The sequence below is a fragment of the Candidatus Epulonipiscium viviparus genome (genome assembly GCF_030708075.1).
Classification (GTDB): domain Bacteria; phylum Bacillota; class Clostridia; order Lachnospirales; family Cellulosilyticaceae; genus Epulonipiscioides; species Epulonipiscioides viviparus.
The window spans coordinates 2,390,840-2,410,821 of sequence record NZ_CP117982.1 but is presented as its reverse complement, the minus strand read 5'-3'; the positions used below and the strand labels follow the sequence as shown (position 1 = coordinate 2,410,821).

Here is a 19,982-nt window from a genome sequence, read left to right as displayed (position 1 = left end):
ATTTCATTATGCTATACACTTTTAATCAGAGCGTACAAGGATATCATCATTGGATGCAAAACCAGCCTTTGCAAGATTATTCTGCATCATATACAGATCCTCGCAACCAATATCATATTGCAGTAGTCGCAGATGGCCACGGCTCCGTCGAATGTTTTCGCAGTGATGTTGGCTCTGCCATAGTTACCACAACCGCAATCAACTATCTAAAAAAATTTGCCGCAGCAGTATTAGAATCTCCCGATGCTATATACAATGACTTACTATTTTCTGCTCCTAAGCGATGCAATTCTGTTCGTGCGCTAACCGATTCTATCGTTACCACTTGGAACTGTGCCGTTGTTGATCATTACCATAACAATATATCGCAAGCTTCTGCCAAAGACATTGCCACCATCTACGGCACCACTTTTATCGCGGCATTGCATCTGCCAAAATGTTTAATTTTATTTCAGCAAGGCGATGGAGAGTGCGTTATATTTTATGAAAACGGCAGGATCGCTCAACCCATTCCAAAGGATGAACGTTGCGTCGAAAATGTTACTTCTTCTATGTGCGACCCTGATGCTGCGACTAGAATTCGCACCAAAATTATCGACCTCGCAGAAACTCCTGTAGTTGCTTGCTTCTTGGGCACTGACGGCATATCCGATACATATTTAGATACATATCAGGCTTTTTCTGGTTCTCACTATCATATGGCAGGTGTACACACTTTTTATAAATTTTTATGCTTAGAGGTTTTAAAAAGTACCATCGATACTTCTCAATTTTTGTCTAATTTTTCAAGGTATGGAAAGTTTAGTCGAACAGGCAGTGGCGATGACGTCTCCGTTTCGGCAATAGTTGATATCGAAAAACTCGCTACATTTGCTGATAAATTCTGTAGAGAAATCGAAATTTATGCAATAGAAGAAAAATTATATTGGAAACAAGACGAACTTCGCAGTAAAAGTCGAAAATATCAAATTTTATCTACTGCAGCAAAAAATGCTAAGCAAACTTTTGCTTATTCATTACCAAAATATTTAATCAAGAATAAATTTAATTCCAAACATACTGTAAAAATTTCCCTTACTCAACACAAAAAGAAAGTCGTAAAAATTAGCGCTCTGTTAAAGACAAATTCACAACCACAAAAGGCATTTCAAATTGCTCAGAAAAACTTTATTGCTTATAAAAAAATATATACTACTCTCGAAAATGAATGTATTGCTTTAGAAGAACAACTTAAACAATTAAAGGAAGGTGACTTCTAATGTTATTTACTTTTAACCAAACAGTATTAGGTCATTCTCATTTCACCAACAATCAAATTTGTCAGGATTATTCGACATCTTATAGCAATGTTGAAATGGGATATCACATAGCCGTAGTTGCAGATGGACATGGTTCCGACGAATGCTTCCGCAGCAATACGGGAGCGCGCTTTGCTGCCAAAACCGCTCTTAGTTCATTGAAAAAACTTGCCGAATTAATTTTTTCTGATCCCGAATCAGCTGATACTATTTACGAAGATTTGTTTCACCCCAATCCCAGACGGCAAATCGTTTTGTCCTCTCTCACTCAAACCATCGTCGCCAAATGGAACGATAAAATAACTACTCATTACAACAACAACCCCATTTTATTCATTAACGAAGATTATCTATCCTTTCCCCCTAGAGATTTTCTTGTACAATCAAGCCCTACCTATCCTCCTAGCATATATGGAACTACATTGATCGCCGCGTTGCAACTACCCAACTGCTTAATTTTATTGCAACAAGGAGATGGCAGATGTATCATATTTTATGAAGATGGAACTGCAGATCAGCCGATTCCTTCGGACGTTCGATGCACCAAAAACATTACGACATCTATCTGCGACCCCGATGCTGCCGCTAGCATGCAATTCACAGTGATTAATCTAAAAGAAAAAAATATTGCCGCTTGTTTTTTGGGAACCGACGGTGTTGAAGATACATATCCTAACACATTTTACACAGAAAGTTTTAATTATATGAAAGGAGTTCACACGTTTTATAAACATGTTTGTGTTCAAATAATCGAAAAAACATATAATTTTAACAAATATTTCAAAAAACAACTAACTATTTTTAGCAAAAACGGATTATTTAGTTCCACAGGAAGCGGCGATGATATTTCTGTATCTGGAATAGTAGATTTACAAAAAATTTCTGCCTTGGTCGATCAATTCAAAACTGATGTTGCTATTTATAAATTAGAAGAAGAGTTACTCCACAAAGAAAACCAATTATATAATAAAGATAAAGAATATGATATTTTAAAGAAAAAGTTTGAAACGGCACAATCCGAACGGTTAAATTTTTTGCAAGATCTGTCCATTTTTATACCCTCTGTCGAACAACTTAATCATCTATCTTTATTAACTCAAAACCTCGCTACTGCCGAACAAAATTTTTCAGAATACAAATATAAATATAACAAATTATTAATAGAATACAGAAATTTAGAACAACAACTTATCAAATTGTTCTAAATTTTTATACCTTTTGCAAGTTTATAAAATATAAATTTCATTTTATATATTTTTTTATTTTTTTAAAATATAAATTCACTATTGACAATTATTCTTTAGCATGATATTATATTTTCAAATAACAGCAAAGGCGCTGCGAGCTATTTTGAGCTCACAGCGTCTTTTTTTTGTTTCCGAATGCATAGTTTGCGTATTTTTAATCATATTAAGTATAGACACATTACAATGTCGTAATGCAATTTGCAAACTATTTAATATCAATCATTTATTTTGATAATAAGGAGAGAAAACAATGAAAAATATTCCCGAGCTTTTTGGTTCAAAAGTGTTTAACGATAAAATAATGCAGGCTAGATTACCAAAAACAATCTATAAAGCGATCAACGAAACTGTTCAAAACGGCAAACCTCTCGAACTTAGTGTTGCTAATGTTGTTGCAAACGCAATGAAAGATTGGGCCACAGAACTTGGAGCAACTCACTTTACTCACTGGTTTCAGCCTATGACAGGTATTACTGCGGAAAAACACGATAGTTTTATTTCTCCAGATGGCAAAGGACAAATTATAATGGAATTTTCTGGTAAAGAACTAGTAAAAGGCGAGCCTGATGCATCCAGTTTTCCATCTGGTGGGCTTCGTGCCACTTTTGAAGCGCGCGGCTATACTATTTGGGACGTTTCTAGCTATGCATTTATCAAGGATGACACGCTTTGTATTCCAACTGCTTTTTGCTCATACAGCGGCGAAGCTCTAGACAAAAAGACTCCACTACTCCGTTCGATGGAGGCAGTTGATAAAGCTGCGACAAAATTTTTAAATATAATTGGCAAATCGGATGTTACCAAGGTTACCACCACTGTTGGTCCCGAGCAAGAATATTTCCTCATCGACAAAGAGATGTTCCTAAAAAGACCCGACTTAATATATACTGGTCGAACACTTTATGGCGCACGCCCTTCAAAAGGCCAGGAGCTTGATGATCACTATTTTGGTACTCTCAAATCTCGTGTTAGTGACTTTATGAAAGACTTCGATTCCGAGTTATGGATGCTTGGCATTCTCTCAAAAACTAAACACAATGAAGTTGCACCTGCTCAACACGAGCTCGCTCCTATATTTTCAACTACTAATATCGCAACGGATCACAATCAGCTGACTATGGAAATCGCCAAGAAAGTTGCAAACCGACACGGACTAACTTGCCTATTACACGAGAAACCATTCGCAGGAGTCAACGGCTCTGGCAAACACAACAACTGGTCTATGTCTACAAACACAGGCGAAAATCTTCTAGAACCTGGAAAAAATCCTTCTGAAAATACTCAATTTTTACTATTCTTAGCGGCAGTTGTTCAGGCTGTCGATGAGTATCAGGATCTTCTTAGAGTTAGTGTTGCTAGCGCGGCAAACGACCACAGATTGGGTGCTCACGAAGCTCCTCCTGCAATAGTTAGTATGTTTCTCGGCGATGAACTAAGCTCTATTATAGATAGTATCGTCACTGATACTGCATATACCAACCATGGCAGCTCAAAAATGGTCACTGCAGTAAGTGTTCTCCCTGATTTTAACAAAGATACTACTGATAGAAATCGTACTTCTCCGTTTGCGTTCACTGGAAACAAGTTTGAATTTAGAATGCTTGGCTCTGCGTTTTCTATTTCTGGACCAAACATTATTCTTAACACCATCGTTGCGGAAGTGCTAAATGGATTTTCCAAAAAACTCGAAGGTGCCAAAGATCTTGCAGCTGCCGAAGCCGCACTCATCAAAGATACTTTCACCAAACATCAACGCATTATCTTTAATGGCAACAACTACTCCGAAGAATGGGTCGAAGAAGCCAAAAAACGCGGTCTACTCAACTTAAAAACCACTGTTGATGCTCTTCCAACATTTATTTCACCTAAGAGCGTTGAGTTATTCACCAAAAATCATGTGTTCTCAGAAGCAGAATTGCATTCAAGATATGAAATTTTGTTAGAAGAGTATAGCAAGGTTATAAACATCGAAGCCCTCACCGCATCTGACATTGCTAAACAGTTGATACTTCCTGCATGTATGGCGTACCAAAAACAAGTGGTTGATCTCTTAAACGCTAAGCAATCTGCTGGAATACGCGCTATCACCGAGCAAACCATTGCAACTGATCTGGACGAATTATCCTATGATCTATTCGAGGAAATCAAAAAGCTCGACATAACTATCTTAGAAGCACACACCATAGCCGATACTCTTGCAAATGCGCAGTTCTATCGTGACAAAGTGCTTGCTGCTATGACTTCGGTGCGCACCATTGTTGATACGTTAGAGCTTAAAGTTGCGTCATCATACTGGCCGCTTCCGACTTATGGTGAATTATTATATAGCGTAAATTAATTTAAATTTTTTGTAACATTTAACTCACAACTTCATATATATATAAATGTAAACACTCACAAAGGCGTGTAGTTTTTCCTATTCGGAATGACTATACGCCTCTTTTTTTGCTAGAAAGGAGAATTGGTTATGGATGCTTTTGGAATTTGGTTTTTAATTGGAGCTGCATTAGTATTCTTCATGCAAGCGGGCTTCGCAATGGTAGAGACAGGCTTTACCCGAGCCAAAAACACCGGAAATATCATCATGAAAAATTTAATGGACTTCTGTCTCGGAACTATGGCTTTTGCATTTTTAGGATATGGACTTATGATGAGCGAAAACTATTTATTTGGAGTTATCGGTATTCCAGATTTGGATATTTTCTTCGATTATGCCAATTTTGAATGGTCCAGCTTTGTTTTTAATGTAGTCTTTTGCGCAACCACTGCAACCATCGTCTCCGGCGCTATGGCAGAGCGTACAAAGTTTAGTTCATATTTAATTTATAGCCTCATTTTAAGCTTGCTAGTATATCCAATCGAAGCTGGCTGGGTTTGGAATTCTCAAGGATGGCTATATCAAATAGGCTTTGTCGACTTCGCAGGTTCTGCTGTTATACATACCGTTGGTGGAATTTCTTCTTTAATAGGAATCAAATTTTTAGGAGCTCGAATCGGAAAATATGTAAAGGATCCTGCAACAGGCAATATCGTCGCAAAAGCTATTCCTGGACACAACCTAACCATCGGAGCTTTGGGCTGCTTTATTTTATGGTTTGGCTGGTATGGATTTAATGGCGCAGCAGCTACTTCTATCGATGGAATCGGCGGCTTGGGCTCTATCTTTTTAACCACCACTATTGCTCCTGCCGCTGCGTCTTTATCAACTATGGCATACACTTGGATTAAGAACGGTAAACCCGATGTTTCGATGACGCTTAATGGTTCGTTGGCAGGATTAGTTGCAGTTACAGCTGGATGCGCTAGTTTCGATGCATTTGGCGCATTGATCGTTGGCCTAGTTGCTGGTATATTGGTTGTTGTAAGTATCGAGTTTATTGATATCAAACTTAAATTGGACGATCCAGTTGGTGCGGTTTCTGTTCATGGCGTAAACGGCATCTGGGGAACTTTAGCAGTAGGATTATTTGCCGTTGATGGCGGGCTTGTATATGGCGGAGGCACAGACTTATTACTCACTCAATTTGTTGGTATCGGATCAATAATTTTGTATACAGCAATTGTGATGACTATATTCTTCGCATTAATCGATCGATTCCATGGGCTTCGTGTATCTGCAGAAGAAGAAACTATCGGCTTAGACCTAAGCGAACACGCACTTGCTAGCAGCTACGCCGGATTTGCTATGACTTCGCTAGATATCGTTCCTACATTAATTTCAACCAAAGTAGAAACCGAGATTGTGCCTATTAATAAGGCGATACCTGTTGTTGACAACTCAAATCCTGGTGCACCAATCACCAAAGTTACCGTGATAACCAATCAGGCAAAATTTTATCAACTCAAGACTTCTCTCGAAGCAATTGGCATTACCGGAATGACTGTAATTCAGGTTTTAGGCTTTGGTATCCAAAAGGGTCAACCAGAGTATTATAGAGGTAACCCTATCGAGGCAACTCTTCTACCTAAGGTTAAAATCGAAATCGTCGTTTGCAAAATCCCTACCGAAACTGTTGTTGCTACTATTAAAACAGCATTATATACCGGACATATCGGTGATGGTAAGATTTTTGTACACGCAGTAGAGAATGTTCACAGAATTAGCACTGGTGAAGAAGGCTACGATGCGTTGCAAGATTAATATGTATGCCCCTCCTATTTATTAAGAGGGGATTTTTTTATTTTATGCTTACTTTGCTCTAAAAAAATATGGCATTTCGCGTTTATGCTGAGTTCTTGTATTCGCCGCTTCGATAATTTCTTGAGCCCTAGCGTTGGTTTTGCCAGTTTTGATATATTCTTCTATCTCATTATATGTTACACCCATTTCTTTCTCGTCTGTTTGACCTTCCCATAACCCTGCAGATGGCGCTTTTGTTAATATGACTTTTGGCACTCCCAACTCTTTCCCAAATTCTAGCACCTCTTTAACTGTTAGGTCCGATAATGGGTTAATGTCGTATGCCCCATCGCCCCATTTTGTAAAATATCCCATAACCATTTCGCTTAAATTGTCTGTCCCCACCACAAGGTAGTTCTTAGTTTGTGCTAGTGTATACAATGTGATCATTCGAAGTCGAGGCTTTATATTTGCTAACGCTATATCTCTTAACTCAAAGTCCACTTGGCTCGAAATAGATTTTTTCATCTGCTCGTAGCTATCTTTAAGCTCTACCACAAACAGTTCAACGCCAAATGCCTCTGCCACCATTTTTGCATGTTCTACATCTGCTGGATTTGAACTACACGGCATACTAACTCCCAATACTTTATCCGCACCTAACGCTTTTACACACAAAGCCGTTGTGACTGCAGAATCTTTTCCTCCACTTATTCCTATCACAACTCCTGCCACACCTGCCATTTTTACATAATCTCTAATAAACTCTAATCTTTGCTCTAAATGAAAATCCATCGTCTCATTCCTTTCAATATTTTATAACGCATGCTTTTCTATCTCACTCATTATTTCTTCTGGAGAGCATACAAAGTTTCCATACGCTTTCATTTCGTCTGTAGCGTGATCCATTACATAGCTTGTTTCTGCTAACTGCAACATTTCTATGTCATTATTATAATCACCAAATGCCATGACTTCGCTTGATTTTATGTTTAGCTTTTTCATAAGCATCTTCAAGCCTATCCCTTTGTTTACCCCCATTGGTATAGCATCAATCCAAAATTTTCCTGTAGCCACGAACATTGCTCTATCATTAAATCTTTTGTTTAATTCGTTACACACTTCGACCACGCTTCCATCTGTTACCCAAATAGATACCGAAACTATATCCTTTTCAATATCTTCAAATCGGTCTATATCTTTCATTGCAGTACAATAGTGTGCAACTTTTTCTCTGACTGTTACTATTTGAGGCAATAAATAGGATTCGTATCTGCTATTGATAATCGGAAATATATTGTCTTGATCCAAAAATTCCATAACTTCTATCAACGTATCTTTTTGCAAAGTTTTAGTAAAAAGTTCTTTCCCTTTATAATTTACTACACCGCCATTCTCGGCTATAATCGCAATGTCGTTAATGAACGGAACAAACAAATGCTCTATTGCACTATAAGAACGGCCACTTGCCGGGACAAATAATATACCCTTTTTGATTAATTTAGTAATAATTTCATCTGCCCTTTCTGGCATTGTTTTGGTTAACCCCAACAAAGTCCCATCAATATCAGTTGCTATTAATTTTATCATAAATCCTCCCTCAGCATCAAAAATGGCGTACTCATTAAACATACACTGCTTTTCTTCAGCATTGCAAGTTATTCAAGTACACCTCATTGTGTAAAATAGTTATCTCTTAAGATCTTTAAACGCTTTTACCATGGCCAAAATATTTTCAGGAGGTACATCAAAAGCTAGTGCGTGAGTCGGTGCCATAATCAGTCCACCACCTGGCATCAGCACTTTTGCTATTTTGTCCACTTCTCCTTTAACTTCGTCCGGGCTCACGTAAGGCAATACTTGCTGAGTCGATATTCCTCCCCAAAATGCCAGTTTATTTCCATATTTTTCTTTAACTTCTTTGATATCATACACTTCTGGCTGAAATGTTTGGTAGCAATCTAGCCCGATTTCTATCAGATCATCAAACAATTCATGGCAGTCGCCACACGAATGCTGAAGTACAAATAACCCCTTATCTTTTACTCTTTTATAGAGCTTTGCCATTTGTGGTTTTATATAAGTTCTCCAGTGCGCAAGGCCCATTATCAATCCTCTTTGCTGCCCCCAATCATCACCAAAATATATTCCATCAAAATCATACTCGAGGGCAATATCAACTAAATGACAGTAGTAGTCGCCAATTTTATTAAAGAACTTCAATGTCTCTTCTGGAGACGAAACCATTCCACAAAGAACTTCTTCCATTCCCGCAATAGACCACGCACGCTCAAACATCAAAAACCCAAAGCCATACATCAAAAATCTGTCGTCCTTCACTTTGTCTTTTGTCATTTCTTCGCACTCTTTACGAAGTCTCGCTTCATCACATTTAGGAAACACATAGTCATTATCTCCCATATCTTTTATCTGATACACATCTGGCAACCCGATATCTTTGTCTGCACCATTTCTATTCCATTCTACACCAAATTCATCCTTAAAATAGCCTGGCTTTTCTGGCATTTCTGTTGGCCAGCCCCAATATTGCTTATAGTATAAAAACTCTCCCATTTTATGTTCTATCTCAGGATCTTTTGTATACTCAATCAGCTGCTCTAGCGCCTGTTCTGTAAAATCTAAATGATACGGAATAACTTCTGTTTCTATATGATTCAATGCATTAATCACAACTTCTCTTCTTGTCATAGTAGATATCCTTCCTGCACATATGATAATTACATCCATATTTTATCAAATTGCTTTACGTTCTTCAAGCAGTTTTCCAAATTTATTTAAAAATATCAAACAAACTTGCAATTCTCCTTTGCATATCGATTTGCCGTTCCGCATATAATAATATAACTCTACAACCAAATAGGACAGTTCGTGACCATCCTGTCTCTAAACAAAACTAGGACGAAGCACCAAGCGTGCTTTATTTTGATGCGTACAATTAGGTGCGCTTTTTTTATTATTTGGAGGTAATACATGAAACTAGAAAACGAAATTATGGAGCGCTACTCTGTTATAGAAAGTAAAAACAAACGCGAAATTGTACTCCTTCGCGGCCGCGGATGCAGCTGGAGGAAATGCCGATTCTGCGACTATCATCTCGACAGCTCCCCTAACCAAGAAGATAACGACTACTGCAACAAAGCTCAGCTCAGCAAAGTTACTGGCATCTACTCAAAATTAGAGGTCATCAACTCTGGCAGCTTTGTAGATTTATCCGATAACACTCTCGGTCTCATACAAAAAATTTGCGTCGACCGAAATATAAAAGAAATCCATTTTGAATGCCACTGGAATCATCGCAGCAGCGTCCAAGCTCTCAAAGAACGTTTCCGCAATCTCGGCATCAATGTCAAGGTTAAGATTGGCATCGAAACATTCGATCTGCTTTTTCGCGAGAGCTATTTAGCCAAAGGCATAGACGAAGCCGACCCCAAAGCAATTGCGCAATACTTCGACGAATGTTGTCTACTTCAAGGCATCCCTGCTCAAACCGCACAATCTATGATCGCAGATATAGAAACTGGTCTTAAATATTTTGAAAGAGTATGCATCAACATTATGCAAGCCAACGCTACACCCATTAAGCCCGACCCTCGAGTTGTTAAAATATTCCAAAACGAAGTTCTGCCACTATATATCGATAACGATCGCGTTGATATTTTAATGGAGAACACCGCATTTGGTGTAGGCGGAGTTACCACCAATCCCGTATCCTAATCTCTTGCCATTATTTTTAATACGAAAGGAGTTGCAATAATGCAAAACGAAATTGTTTTAGTTATAACACTTATATTAATTTATTCTGGAATCGTTGTATTTTATAGGTTTTTAGGCAAAACGGGATTATATATGTGGACCGTTATCGCTACAATTGCCGCCAATATTGAGGTTCTAATCTTGGTCAATGCCTTTGGAATGGAGCAAACTTTAGGCAACGTACTTTTTGCATCTACATTTTTGGTAACCGATATTCTTTCCGAGCTTGAAGATAGACAAAGTGCGAATAGAGCGGTGCATTTCGGAATCATTGCAAGCATATCTTTTATATTGATCTCTCAATCTTGGTTTTTGTACATACCAAATTCTAGCGACTGGGCAATGCCATATCTACATGCGATATTTTCTAATACTCCACGACTCATGCTTGTTGGAATTGCAGTCTACGCGATTGCTCAACTTTTCGATGTGTGGCTATACCATCTTATTTGGAACAAAACAAGCAAAATCTTTGGCAACTCCAAAAAGGGGCTTTGGATTCGTAACAATTGCTCCACATTACTTTCTCAGCTTTTAAACACCGCTTTATTTACATTCGGCGCATTTGCTGGTGTATACGATTTTTCTACTTTGCTTAACATTCTTGTTTCATCATATGTAATATTTATAGCAACCAGCTTGTTAGATACTCCTGCTATATATATAGCGCGAAAGCTTAAAACCAAATAGGCAATAGTTTCTGCTGCAGCTTTTACGATAATTGCTTCTGCTGCAGCAAATAGCATTTTTTAGAGTGTACCATACTGTTCATCTATATACTCAATTGATTCTGATATAACTTTAGCTTCTAATATATCTTCTTCTATTATATGGTTTGTCTTTTTTGATATATCAGTGTAATCAATATTTTCTGCGTCACGCCTTGCCATTTCGGATATTAGTCTCGCTTTCATTAATTCTGTATATTCTTCAATTTCTTTTAATTTACTTACTTCTAATATATCTGCGTCTTTTGTATTATCCCTCCATACTTTTTCGTCACAGTCAGTTTCTGTATATTCTATTTTTTTTGAAAAGATCTGCCGTATTATAGCTTTTATCTCTTTCCACTTACATGCAATCTTACCTCCGTTTGTTACTTCTTTATATGTTTTAACATTCATATTTTTAAATTCCTATATCTATATAAATTGCTTGTTTATCTCTTCTATTATTGGCACAACTTCTTCTTCCAATGCATCAAACTCTGCTATTAAAGCTATATAAATAGGTTTCTCCTCCCCTATGTTAATAGTACTCATCGCCACAACATATCCAGAGTTCTTTGTTTTCATTATTTCTGTATAGCACGAAAAACCTTTTCCGTTTGTTTCTATTGTCGACACTTCTTCTTCAAATTCCTCGTATATTCCGTGTAAGCCAGCTCCTCCAAACTGTTTAGATGCTCGCAGTGTATATTCCTTATTGTCCAAGTCAAAGTTAATTTGAGCTGTGACTTGTGCTATAATCGAATATTTAACATTCGTTGCATCTTCCGGCGCTTTTATTGCTATTCCTAGCATTTCAAATTCGTTTGCACTTTCTACGTTTACAATTGGATTTATCATGTCTATTTGTTTTTCTATAACAGAGCTTTGCGCACATCCCGTTAATGCAATCATTACCATTGCCATTGCTGCAATAATTTTTTTCATTCTTTGCCTCCTTCACACATTTGTATATCTTTTATTATTGCCTTATATATCTATATCGAAACATTTTTAAAATATTTTTTAAGATATTTGTTATTATAATATTCTGGGCTGCGCAAATTGTTACACCTTAAATTCTACAATTTTTGTATTTTCAATAATAATTTTCCGCGGTGTCAGCTTTTGTTACAAACTTCCACAAATCCATACACATATCATTTATATCTTTTGTTGCTTCCCATCCCAATATTTTTTTTGCTTTTGCAACATCAGCGAACGACGTCGCTACATCTCCTTCTCGTCGCGGACAGATTTTATATTCAACCTTTTTACCAGATGCCTTTTCGAATGCGGCAATCACCTCTAATACGCTCGTACCATTTCCAGTACCCAAGTTTATTGCTTCTACGCCTCTGTTAGCAAGTACATACTCTAGCGCCTTGATATGCCCTCTTGCCAAATCCATAATATGCACATAGTCTCTTACTCCCGTTCCATCTGCAGTATCATAATCTCCGCCAAACACACTCAGGTGGTCCAACTTCTCTGTCGCCACTAACGCTATATACGGCAATAAATTACTAGGAGCACCATTTGGATTTTCGCCCAAGATTGCAGACTCGTGCGCACCTATCGGATTAAAATATCTCAGCGATACTACACTCCACGCATCGTCTGAAGCATATAAATCTTGTAGTATGTTTTCGATTATTATTTTTGTTGTTCCATATGGATTTGTCGCACATAACGGCATTGCCTCAACCAACGGCGAAGTGTTATTGATTCCATAGACTGTTGCAGAAGAAGAAAAAATTATATTCTTTACATTATTTTTTTTCATGATTTGCAACAAATTTATCGTCCCTGTAATATTGTTGTTATAATATAATAGCGGCATTCTAACAGATTCTCCTACTGCTTTTAAATTTGCAAAATGAACGACGCCCTCTATTACATGTTTATCAAATATTTTGTTTACATCTTCATAATTTAGTAAATCTAAATTATAAAACTCTGGTCTAACCCCCGTAATCTTCTCTATGCCATCTAACACCTCCACTTTAGAATTGCATAGGTTATCTAAAATTACAACTTCGTATCCTTCTTGGATAAGCAACACAGTTGTATGACTCCCTACATATCCCGTTCCACCTGTTACTAAAATTTTCATATTTATGTCCTCCCAAAACAAAATATTAATTGTTAACTTTTTATTATTTTAGCACAATATATAGCAATTATATTATTTTTCCATTGACTAATTTTTCAAATTATTATATAATGATCACATATTTGTAACTTGTATTTTTAAATCGTATGCCATATTTTCTAAATAAACATCTTAAAAGGAGCGATAATTTATGGGATTTTTTGACTTTTTAAAGTTTAATGAAAATAAATTTTTATCAAAAATAAACTCGTATTCAGCTGTTCAAAATAAAACATGGGCAGAATCCGAGTATGCTGATATTTCTTATGCCACTGATGCCTTTGATGAAATAGACTTTATATTAAAACATGCACCAAAGACATTTACACCAACACAATTAAATGATCTTATTGCGAAATATAAAATCGACAAGTATCAATCTCTTTATAAGGAAGATAAAGAAAAACTCAAAGACTATAGAAGTAAAAATAAACTTCTATTTGAAAGCATTACTGTTACCGATTATAAAGATGCGGAAACAACACTCAATAATATGGATAATGCATTGATATGTAGACTTCTCAAATTTGTCAACCGCAATAACAAAATTTTCGACATAGACAGTCCTCAAGTTGATTCCAGCGATTTAATTATTGTTGCATATCTAGATGAAATCCAAGAAACGGTTGGCGTTTTGCTTGCTTCTAATCCAAAATCAGAAATTCACAAAATTAAGGCACTATACATCACCGAAGATAACAGAGGCTACGGCTTTGGCAGATACGTCCTCGATAGTTTTCTCACTTCTACCAAGATTTCACAATATCATTGCGATATGCCTCGGCTTTTAGATAGCTATTTACGCAACAGAGCGATTCCAAGTAAAGATGGATTTATATACACCAACGACCCAGAATCTGTGAATACCTTTTATGAAAATCTCAAAGTTGAGTGTTCTGAAAACAACAAAACTATCCCATCATTAAAAGATTTTTTTGAATAGCACGATTTTTCTACTGCACTGGCTTTCGCTGGAGCAGTATTTTTTTTACGGTAAAAATATATCACCGAAGACAACAAAAGCTATCCCGTCATTAAAAGATTTTTTCGAATAGCACGATTTTTCTACTGCACTGGCTTTTGCTGGAGCAGTATTTTTTTTATGGTAAAATGTCACTAATGCATTTGTATAATTTTGGTTACTTTTCTTGTTGGCAAAATCTATCAATTAGTATATTATTAACGTAGTAATGAGCATACATTTTTTTACATTTCATATTGTTGAAGGGAGATGTTTTATGAAATTTGCAATGCAATTAGCTATTCTCGCAGTCGCAGCTTTTACTGCCGTTCCCGTTCTAGCTGTTTCTCAAAGTGATATTGACAACCACTCATTCGGAAAAGTTTCGTTCGAAGATGACGATAAGCAAACTCTTAAAATTACCACCAGCTCTCCTCCTTGGGGATTTAGCGAATATTCTATAGAAGAGTTTATGCCAACCGATGGCAAAAATGCTCTTAAAACTCGATACGAAGCCGGCAACTCCTCCACAATTCGAATCGCACCAGCAGATGGCGGCACCTGGGATTTTAGTGACAGCCGAATGGTTCTTGCATTCGATTTTACCAACACCAATGATCATGCCCAAAGAATCACCACTATATTTAGACATTCCGGCGGCACTACTGCATATATGAATGAAGTACCCGCAAACACCACCAACACCATGTATTGCATATTGGATCAAGATAAAATCCAACTCGGTGCCGACGTATTGCCAAGTCCGGTAGCCGGTGTAAATGGAATAGTTCTTAGCAACGGCTGGGGCAATATGAATTTTGATAAATCTACCGTTACTGCGATCGATTTGTCCTGGAGCCTTGGTGGCGATGTTGGATACTACACATTCGACAACTTTAGAATAGTAGAAAACCCTCTCCTCGATGTCTCAACAGCATACGCAGGAATCATCGATAAGTACGGGCAATACGCTCCCAAGACTTGGCCTAACAAAATTTTTAGCGATGAACAATTAAAAGAAGCACAGGCAGCCGAAGAAGCTCAAGTTGCTATCTGGAAAGCCGAACAGGAAGCGCGAACAGACCGCACCATTTATGGCGGCTACAAAAATGAAGCTTTGCGACAAGAAGCCACCGGCCATTTCTATACTACAAAAATCAATGATATTTGGACTCTAATAGACCCAGAAGGATATCCATTTTTTTCCACAGGCTTTGGCATCGTTCGCAAAAACGGCAAAGACACTTGGGTAGATGGTCGCGAATATATGTTTCAAGAACTTCCAGCCAAGAACGGCGAATTTGGTGATCACTACGGCAAAGCCAGCGGACTTCAACCTCCTTTTGGCAAAAAAACTGGCACCAGCTTCTCCTTTTACTCTATGAATCTTGAAAAAAAATATGGCGATGACTGGCTTCAAGACTGGGGCAAGATGGCCACCGATCGCTTCGAAGCTTGGGGTATCACTTCCCTCGGCGCTTGGGCAGAACCAGATTTATTTTTTGGTAAGGGCAGCATACATAAAACTCCATATACAGCATTTACCTGGACCACTGTTGCAAGCGGCAAGCATGTTCGACTATATGATTCGGTTCCCGATGCCTTCGACCCAGAATTCGAAAAATCCACCATCGCCGCAATCAAGGATCAAGCTGTTCGCTATGGCATACACGAGGACCCATACTGCTTTGGCGTTTATGTTGACAACGAATATAATTGGGGCAACAACATGTCAAACAACGCTTTAGTCAAAGCAATTTTTGATGACGATGTTGCATCTGAAAAAAGCTATGCCAAGCGCCATTTTGTTGCAGTACTCGAAGATAAATACGGCTCTATCTCTGCACTAAATTCGGCATGGGGCAGTAACCTCTCATCTTTTGCAGAGCTTGGAAAACCATATACTGGAAAAATCGCAGCCGAAGACGCATCTATGGTGGTTAGCCAATTAGCAGATCAGTATTACAAAACTGTTGATAGCGTTATAGCGGAGCTGCTCCCAGGCACAATGTACCTCGGCTCCAGAAATACCGAGTGGGGCACTCCTATAGAAGTAATTCACTCTGCAATTAAATATGTCGATGTTCTAAGTTTCAATAACTACAACGTAGATGTACATCGTGAAAACTTTAAATTCGAAGAATATGATATGCCAATGATCATCGGCGAATTTGGATTTGGCGCCAGCGACGCAGGACACTTTAGCGCAACCGGGACATCATTACCTTCGCAACAAGCAAGGGGCGATGCATATATAAATTACGTCGAGTCTGCACTCAAGAGCGGAAAATTTATTGGTACACACTGGTTTCAATACTACGACGAACCGATTCTTGGCCGTTCTTGGGATGGCGAAAATTTCAATGCAGGATTTATAGATGTAACCGACCAGCCTTATCCCGAGCTAGTTGATGCGGCGCGATATATATACGACACAATGTACGAAACAATGTTTAACCATATTCCTATGACCAATATTCACAACACACAATCTAGCATCGCGTTGGCAGCTGGCGAAACTGCAACCATCGAAACCCTCACAACTCCCGCAAATCTAAACGAAGACGTAAGCTATTATAGCACCAACTTATACGTCGCAACCGTTGATGAAAACGGAGTTGTTACCGCAGTCGGCGATGGAGATGCCACGATAGTTACCAAGAATGCCAACGATTTATTTGTCGTTACCTCTACAAACGTAGTTGTTGGTGACGGCGCCGCACCTGCTTCTGTGAGATTCACTGCAAAGGAGCTAACGATGATTCCCGGAACAACACTCAACCTTAAGGATCAGCTCAAATTGGATAATGCTACCAATCTCAAGTGGAAAACTTCTAAAAAGGCCATTGCCACAGTTGACGAAAACGGCATTCTAACAGCACATGCTCCTGGGCGCATTAGCGTTGTTGTAGAAGATAAAAACAGCTTTGCCACCGATTCAATCAGCATCGTAGTTCAATCTAAATAAAAATACACATTATTGACATTATTGAAGGGAGATAATTTTATGAAATTAGCAATGCAACTAGCTATTCTAGCAGTTACCGCTTTTACTGCCGTTCCCACTTTAGCTGTTTCGCAACGAGATATCGATAACCACTCATTCGGAGCCGTTTCATTTGAAAATGATGATAAGCAAACGTTTAAATTTTCCACCAGCTCTCCTCCTTGGGGATTTAGCGAATATTCTATAGAAGAATTTATGCCAACCGATGGAGATAACGCACTTAAAGTTCGATACGAAGCCGGCAGTTCATCGATGATCCGAATCGCACCATCCAACGGTGGCACTTGGGACTTTAGCGACAACCGAATGGTCCTTGCATTTGACGTCACAAATACCAACGAATACACACAAAGACTCAATACCGTTTTTAGATATCAAGGCGGGACCACTGCATATGTAAATGTCATTCCTCCAAATACTACCAAAACTATGTATTGCGTATTGGATCAAGACAAGATTCAGCTCGGTGCCGATGCGTTACCAAGTCCGATAGCAGAAGACGGCATAATCCCGGGTCCTGGCTGGGGCAACGTCAATTTTGATAAATCTAAAATTACCGGAATTGACTTATCTTGGAGTGTTGGCGGCGATGTCGGATACTACACATTCGACAACTTTAGAATAGTAGAAAATCCTCTTCTCGATGTCTCAACAGCATACGCGGGAATAGTTGATAAGTATGGGCAATACGCTCTTAAAACTTGGCCTAACAAAATTTTTAGCGATGCACAACTCAAAGAAGCGCAGGCAGCCGAAGAAGCTCAAGTTGCTATTTGGAAAGCCGAGCAAGAAGCGCGAACAGACCGCACTATTTATGGTGGCTACAAAAACGAAGCCTTGCGACAAGAAGCCACCGGCCATTTCTACACCACAAAAATCAACGACATTTGGACTCTAATAGATCCAGAGGGCTACCCATTTTTCTCAACCGGGTTTGGCATTGTTCGCAAAAACGGAATGGACACTTGGATCGATGGTCGCAACTATATGTTCCAGGAACTTCCAGCCAAGAACGGCGAATTTGCTGATCACTACGGCAAAGCCAGCGGAATGCAAGCTCCTTTTGGTCAAAAATATGGCACCAGCTTCTCTTTCTACTCTATGAATCTTGAAAAAAAATATGGCAGCGACTGGCTTCAAGACTGGGGCGACATGGCCATCGATCGATTCGAAGCTTGGGGCCTTACTTCTTTGGGAGCTTGGGCAGAACCCGATTTATTTTTCGGCAAGGGTGATACACATAAAACTCCATACGCAGCATTCACCTGGACCACCGTTTCGAGCGGCAAACACGTGAGGCTTCATGATACAATTCCCGATGCCTTCGATCCAGAATTCGAAAAATCCACCGTTGCCGCAATCAAGGATCAGGCCGTTCGCTACGGTATACACGAAGATCCATACTGCTTTGGCGTTTATGTTGACAACGAATATCCGTGGGGCACCAATATGACCAACAATAATCTAGTCAAAGCAATATTCGATGACGATGTTGCATCTGAAAAAAGCTATGCCAAGCGCCATTTCGTTGCCGTACTCGAAGATAAATATGGCTCCATCTCTGCACTAAACTCAGCATGGGGCAGCAATCTCTCATCTTTTGCAGAGCTTGGAAAACCATATACTGGAAAAATCGCAGCCGAGGATGCATCTATGGTGGTTAGCCAGCTGTCAGACCAATATTACAAAGTCGTTGACAGCGTTGTCACAGAGCTCCTTCCAGGCACAATGTACCTCGGCTCCCGAAATACCGAGTGGGGCACTCCTATAGAAGTAATTCACTCTGCCATCAAGTATGTGGATATCCTGAGTTTCAATAACTACAATCCAGATGTACAGCGCGAAAGTTTTAAATTCGAAGAATACGATATGCCAATGATCATCGGCGAGTTTTGCTTTAGTGCAACAGACGCCGGACACTTTAGCCCAACAACTATGGCCGTATCGTCGCAACAAGACAGAGCAGATGCCTATATAAATTACGTTGAGTCTGCACTCAAAAGCGGAAAATTCGTTGGAGTTCATTGGTTTCAATACTACGATGAGCCTATTCTTGGACGCTCTTGGGATGGGGAAAATTTCAATCTGGGATTTGTTGATGTAACAGATCAGCCTTATATGGAGCTAGTCAATGCGTCTAGATATGTCTACGACACGATGTACGACACGATGTTCACCCAAATTCCGATGACCAACATCCAAAACGAGCAAACCAGCATCGATTTGAGAGTCGGCCAAACTGCAACAATCGAAACCGCCACAACTCCTGCAAACCTAAACGAAGACGTAAGCTATTATAGTACCAACTTATACGTCGCAACCGTTGATGAAAATGGAGTTGTTACCGCAGTCAGCGATGGAGATGCCACGATAGTTACCAAGAATGCCAACGATTTATTTGTCGTTACCTCTACAAACGTAGTTGTCGGTGACGGCGCCGCACCTGCTTCCATACGCTTTGCCGATAACGCAAAAGAACTAACGCTAGCAGCTGGGTCAACGCTGGACCTTAAGAATCAGCTCAAATTGGACGGCGTCAATGCAGCCAACATCACATGGAAAACTTCCAAAAAGGCAATTGCCACCATTGAGAACGGCGTCGTTACTGCACATGCTCCTGGACGCATCAACATCGTTGCCGAGGAGAAAAACGGCTTTGCAACAGATTCGATCAGCATAGTAGTTCAATAATTTCAATATTTATCAAATTAGG

The 19,982-nt window shown here is 38.9% G+C and carries 15 protein-coding genes; 9 read left to right on the top strand and 6 right to left on the bottom strand.

Annotated features, from left to right (window positions below):
- Positions 1–8: 8 nt before the first annotated feature.
- The 4 genes from PCY70_RS10015 (at position 9) to PCY70_RS10000 (ending at position 6,686) form a co-directional block, all read left to right on the top strand.
- Positions 9–1,259 carry a protein phosphatase 2C domain-containing protein gene (locus PCY70_RS10015; protein WP_305767243.1) on the top strand — a complete coding sequence of 417 codons (1,251 nt, stop codon included), beginning with the start codon at positions 9–11 and terminating at the stop codon, positions 1,257–1,259.
- Positions 1,259–2,503: a protein phosphatase 2C domain-containing protein gene (locus PCY70_RS10010; RefSeq protein WP_305767242.1), complete on the top strand. Its 1,245-nt coding sequence runs from the start codon at positions 1,259–1,261 to the stop codon at positions 2,501–2,503. The genes PCY70_RS10015 and PCY70_RS10010 overlap by 1 nt, the downstream gene beginning before the upstream one ends.
- Positions 2,504–2,795: 292 nt before the next feature.
- Positions 2,796–4,883, top strand: a complete 2,088-nt coding sequence (locus tag PCY70_RS10005) for a glutamine synthetase III family protein (RefSeq protein ID WP_305767241.1) — start codon at positions 2,796–2,798, stop codon at positions 4,881–4,883.
- Positions 4,884–5,012: 129 nt separating this feature from the next.
- Positions 5,013–6,686 (top strand): ammonium transporter, encoded by a 1,674-nt coding sequence (locus PCY70_RS10000; RefSeq protein WP_305767240.1) that lies wholly within the window; start codon positions 5,013–5,015, stop codon positions 6,684–6,686.
- 48 nt (positions 6,687–6,734) lie between these two features.
- Here the strand turns inward: PCY70_RS10000 and nadE are convergent, their stop codons facing one another.
- The 3 genes from nadE to PCY70_RS09985 form a co-directional block, all read right to left on the bottom strand.
- Positions 6,735–7,460, bottom strand: a complete 726-nt coding sequence (nadE, locus tag PCY70_RS09995; RefSeq protein WP_305767239.1) for an NAD(+) synthase — start codon at positions 7,458–7,460, stop codon at positions 6,735–6,737.
- Positions 7,461–7,481: 21 nt separating this feature from the next.
- The gene (locus PCY70_RS09990; RefSeq protein WP_305767238.1) at positions 7,482–8,255 is read right to left on the bottom strand and encodes an HAD family hydrolase; all 774 of its coding nucleotides are present in this window, start codon (positions 8,253–8,255) and stop codon (positions 7,482–7,484) included.
- A gap of 99 nt (positions 8,256–8,354) precedes the next feature.
- Entirely contained in the window at positions 8,355–9,374 is a 1,020-nt protein-coding gene (locus PCY70_RS09985; protein ID WP_305767237.1) for a uroporphyrinogen decarboxylase family protein, read from the bottom strand.
- Positions 9,375–9,656: 282 nt separating this feature from the next.
- Here PCY70_RS09985 and PCY70_RS09980 point away from each other — a divergent pair, with 282 nt between their 5' ends.
- Entirely contained in the window at positions 9,657–10,400 is a 744-nt protein-coding gene (locus tag PCY70_RS09980) for a radical SAM protein (protein ID WP_305767236.1), read from the top strand.
- 39 nt (positions 10,401–10,439) lie between these two features.
- Positions 10,440–11,129, top strand: a complete 690-nt coding sequence (locus tag PCY70_RS09975) for a queuosine precursor transporter (protein WP_305767235.1) — start codon at positions 10,440–10,442, stop codon at positions 11,127–11,129.
- Between the two features lie 59 nt (positions 11,130–11,188).
- Here PCY70_RS09975 and PCY70_RS09970 read toward each other — a convergent pair whose 3' ends face one another.
- From PCY70_RS09970 to galE, 3 genes are all read right to left on the bottom strand, one after another.
- Positions 11,189–11,563, bottom strand: coding sequence for a hypothetical protein (locus PCY70_RS09970; protein ID WP_305767234.1), 375 nt, complete (start codon positions 11,561–11,563; stop codon positions 11,189–11,191).
- Between the two features lie 18 nt (positions 11,564–11,581).
- Entirely contained in the window at positions 11,582–12,094 is a 513-nt protein-coding gene (locus PCY70_RS09965) for a putative periplasmic lipoprotein (protein ID WP_305767233.1), read from the bottom strand.
- A gap of 151 nt (positions 12,095–12,245) precedes the next feature.
- Positions 12,246–13,262 carry a UDP-glucose 4-epimerase GalE gene (gene galE, locus PCY70_RS09960; protein WP_305767232.1) on the bottom strand — a complete coding sequence of 339 codons (1,017 nt, stop codon included), beginning with the start codon at positions 13,260–13,262 and terminating at the stop codon, positions 12,246–12,248.
- A 190-nt stretch (positions 13,263–13,452) separates the two neighbouring features.
- Here galE and PCY70_RS09955 point away from each other — a divergent pair, with 190 nt between their 5' ends.
- The 3 genes from PCY70_RS09955 (at position 13,453) to PCY70_RS09945 (ending at position 19,960) form a co-directional block, all read left to right on the top strand.
- The gene (locus PCY70_RS09955; protein ID WP_305767231.1) at positions 13,453–14,244 is read left to right on the top strand and encodes a hypothetical protein; all 792 of its coding nucleotides are present in this window, start codon (positions 13,453–13,455) and stop codon (positions 14,242–14,244) included.
- Between the two features lie 295 nt (positions 14,245–14,539).
- Entirely contained in the window at positions 14,540–17,230 is a 2,691-nt protein-coding gene (locus PCY70_RS09950) for an Ig-like domain-containing protein (RefSeq protein ID WP_305767230.1), read from the top strand.
- A 39-nt stretch (positions 17,231–17,269) separates the two neighbouring features.
- On the top strand, positions 17,270–19,960 hold the full coding sequence (locus PCY70_RS09945) for an Ig-like domain-containing protein (protein WP_305767229.1): 2,691 nt from the start codon (positions 17,270–17,272) through the stop codon (positions 19,958–19,960).
- The last annotated feature ends 22 nt before the right edge of the window (positions 19,961–19,982 follow it).